Here is a 3,118-nt window from a genome sequence, read left to right as displayed (position 1 = left end):
CATCGCCTCCTATCATGACTATGTCAACCAGGGCGAAATGAACCTGCTGAAGGGCATCACGGCCGAACTGATGACCGATGGCGGTTCCGGCGTGCTTGTCGTCGACGACCTGACCGATACCGGCAAAACAGCGCTGGAAGTGCGCCAGATGATGCCGAAGGCACATTTCGCCTGCGTCTATGCCAAGCCGAAGGGTGTGCCGACCATCGACACCTTCGTCACCGAAGTCTCGCAGGACACCTGGATCTACTTCCCCTGGGACATGGGCTTCACCTACCAGGAACCAATCGCCAAGGGCACGAAGGGCTGAAATCCCTCGGCCAGCGCAATATGGAAAAAAGCCCGCGCCACTGCGGGCTTTGTCTTTTGTGGGCGGGCGTTTCTAAAGCGCATGCCGCGGATGCGGGCTGTCCTCATAGGCGCCCCAGATCGACTGGTCGAAATTGATCGTCGATCCGGTCATCAGGCCGGATTCGGCCGACGACAGATAGGCGACGGCCCGTGCCACCTCGGCCGGATCGACCAGGCGTCCGAAGGGCTGGGCTGCGGCCGCCTTGTCCAGCCAATCTTCGGCTGCGCCATGAAACTCGCGCTGGATACGATCCTCGCCGTCGCTCGACATCCAGCCGATGTTGAGCCCGTTGACCCGGATACGGTTCTTCAACAGCGCGAAAGCGGTGTTGCGGGTCAAGGTGTCGAGCGCGCCCTTGGAGGCGCAATAGGCGGCAATGAAAGGCTGGCCGGCCATCGCCGACATCGACGAGATGTTGACGATCGTGCCTTCTGTGCCATGCTCGCGCATCACCTTGATCGTATCCTGCATCAGGAAGAAGGGCGCCCGCGTGTTGATCGCGAACATGCGGTCGAACAGGTCCGGGTCGGTATCGAGGATCGTGCCGCGATCGGTGATCGCCGCGACATTGACCAGTGCATCGATCGTGCCGAAACGCGCATGTGCCGCCGCGATCACCTTGCGGCAATCCTCGACCCGGCCGAGATCGGCTTCGATGAAGACGACCGGCACCCCGTAACGCTCGGTGATTTCGGCCGCCTTGGCCTGCCCCTTGTCGGCACTGCGACCGCAGATCGTCAGGCCTTTTGCGCCGCGTTCGGCAAACAGCCGGGCGACTTCCGCGCCCAGTCCCTGCGTGCCGCCGGTGACGACCGCATATTTTCCATCCATTCTACCCATGATGCTCCTCATGCCCTGCGCTTGTCGGCGTGACGTTCGATCACGTCGGCGAAGCTTGCAGCATCCATCCCGGCCTCAAGCGCCTCGGCCATGAGGGCAGCCTGCGTCTTCGGCGCAAGCCCTCCGAGCGGCGGATCACTGTCGAGATTGGTCGGGAAGGCGTAACCCTCGGCGGTGGCGGCAATGGCATTGGCCACATCCTGCGCCGTCATCGTCCCGGACCTCTTCGCCTCCAGCAAGGCCGGATAAACGGCCGTCGACATGCGCTCCCGATCGACCGTCTCCATTGCCCGGCCGAAGGCGGACGAAACCTGCAGGAGGTTTGCCATGCGATAGATGTCGGTCGAGACATTGGTGCCGGCGCCATGCATCAGGGCCGGGTTGAAGAAGACGGCGTCGCCCTTGGCGAGCGGCAATTGCACATGATGCTCGGCGAAATAGTGCTGAAACTCCGGTCGGCCGAAGGCAAGATATCCCTCGAAGAAGGTCTGCGAATAGGGAAGGAACAGGGTCGGGCCGCTTTCGATCGGCATGTCGCAATGGGCAACGGCGCCCTGCAGTGTGAGAACCGGTGAGATCGCATGGATATGTCCGGGATAGGCCTGCATCTGCGCTGGCGACATGAAGCCGAGATGATAGTCGCGGTGCGCCTTCTGCGCCACGCCGCCCGGATTGACGCGGTTCATCTGTGCCGTCATCTGATAGCCTGCGCCCAGCCAGGCCTGCGACACCATGGCAATGGCTTCCGAGGCATAGTAGCTGGCAAAATTCTCCGGATCCGTCAGGCAATGCTTCTGCAGGGAATTCCAGATCCGGTCATTGGCGCCGGCCTTGGCGAAATGGTCGGCCGCAACCTTGCCCTTTTCCCGTTCGTCGCGAACGATCGCGTCGAAGACCTCGGTGGCCCGGTCGACGACGGTCAGATCCGGCATTGCGCCCTTGATCACGATCACCCCCGGTCCTGTGGCAAAAGCCTCCACCCATTCGGCCATCAGTTCACGGCGCAGATGCGGGTCGCGGCTGATCTGGCGGAGCTTGATCCCGTCATAGATCAGGACATTTTTCTCGACGCCGACGGCAAAGGGCCAGTCGGCGGGATCGGTGGTCTTTTCGACACCCGCCCTGAAGTGATCCAGCTGGCCGCTGTCAGCGTTCAGCCAGACCTTGTCGCGGCGGCGGCTCGAAAGGATTTGAGCATCCATGGCATTTCCTCCCATTGGTGTTTCCGGACTTGATCCTAGGCAAGGGCGCGCGCATGAATAGCCGCAGATCACCTCAAAAACACCTCAGGAGCAAGGATGAAGCCGCCCTACCCGTTGAAGGACATTGCCTTCCAGGCCGGGCTCAGTCTCGCCACCGTCGATCGGGCTGTGCATCAGCGGCCCGGCGTGCGCCAGACCACCCGGCTGAGGATCGATGCGGCCATTGCCGAACTCGACCGGCAATATGCGCAATCGGGTCTGGCCGGCCGACGCTTCGTCATCGATATCGTGATGGAAACGCCGCAGCGCTTTTCCAATGCGGTACGCGCCGCTTTCGAGGCGGAGCTTGCCGGCATGCGACCGGCCGCGTTTTCAGCCCGCTTCCATGTCGCCGAAACGATGAGCGAGCGCGATCTGATCACCATCCTCAAATCCATCCGCCGACGCGGCAGTCATGGCGTGGTGCTGAAGGTCCCGGCGACGCCGGCGATGTCGGAGATGGCAGGATCGCTGCTTGAGGCCGGGATACCGGTGGTAACCTTGGTCACCGACCTGCCGGCCGTGGTGCGCACCGGCTATGTCGGCATGGACAACCATGTTGCCGGCGCAACCGCCGCCTATCTGCTCGGGCGCATGGCGGGTACGCTGCCGGGCAAGGTTCTGGTCGCCCTGTCGAGCGCGCATTTCGCCGGCGAGGAAGAACGTGAACGCGGCTTTCGCCTCG

The 3,118-nt window shown here is 62.6% G+C and carries 4 protein-coding genes; 2 read left to right on the top strand and 2 right to left on the bottom strand.

The window, feature by feature from the left end; all coding sequences use genetic code 11:
• Window positions 1–310: phosphoribosyltransferase family protein (locus tag PDO_RS11980; protein WP_009109812.1), on the top strand; the 310-nt coding region annotated here is incomplete at its 5' end.
• Window positions 311–382: 72 nt separating this feature from the next.
• Here PDO_RS11980 and PDO_RS11975 read toward each other — a convergent pair.
• Together PDO_RS11975 and PDO_RS11970 are read right to left on the bottom strand one after the other, a co-directional pair.
• Entirely contained in the window at window positions 383–1,192 is an 810-nt protein-coding gene (locus PDO_RS11975; RefSeq protein WP_009109809.1) for an SDR family oxidoreductase, read from the bottom strand.
• 8 nt (window positions 1,193–1,200) lie between these two features.
• A complete protein-coding gene (locus PDO_RS11970) occupies window positions 1,201–2,394 on the bottom strand; it encodes a phytanoyl-CoA dioxygenase family protein (protein ID WP_009109807.1) in 1,194 nt (397 codons plus the stop codon).
• Between the two features lie 96 nt (window positions 2,395–2,490).
• Between PDO_RS11970 and PDO_RS11965 the strand changes: the two genes are divergently transcribed.
• Window positions 2,491–3,118 (top strand): LacI family DNA-binding transcriptional regulator (locus PDO_RS11965; protein WP_009109805.1); only part of this gene is annotated, 628 nt, incomplete at its 3' end.

Origin of the sequence: Rhizobium sp. PDO1-076 (assembly GCF_000247475.1) — a bacterium.
Taxonomy (GTDB): Bacteria; Pseudomonadota; Alphaproteobacteria; order Rhizobiales; family Rhizobiaceae; genus Allorhizobium.
This window is presented reverse-complemented; position numbering and strand designations above follow the sequence as displayed.

Bases quoted from the DNA above. Each gene is read 5' to 3' on its own strand.
- PDO_RS11975 (WP_009109809.1), bottom strand. From the start codon at position 1,192: ATGGGTAGAATGGATGGAAAATATGCGGTCGTCACCGGCGGCACGCAG.
- PDO_RS11970 (WP_009109807.1), bottom strand. From the start codon at position 2,394: ATGGATGCTCAAATCCTTTCGAGCCGCCGCCGCGACAAGGTCTGGCTG.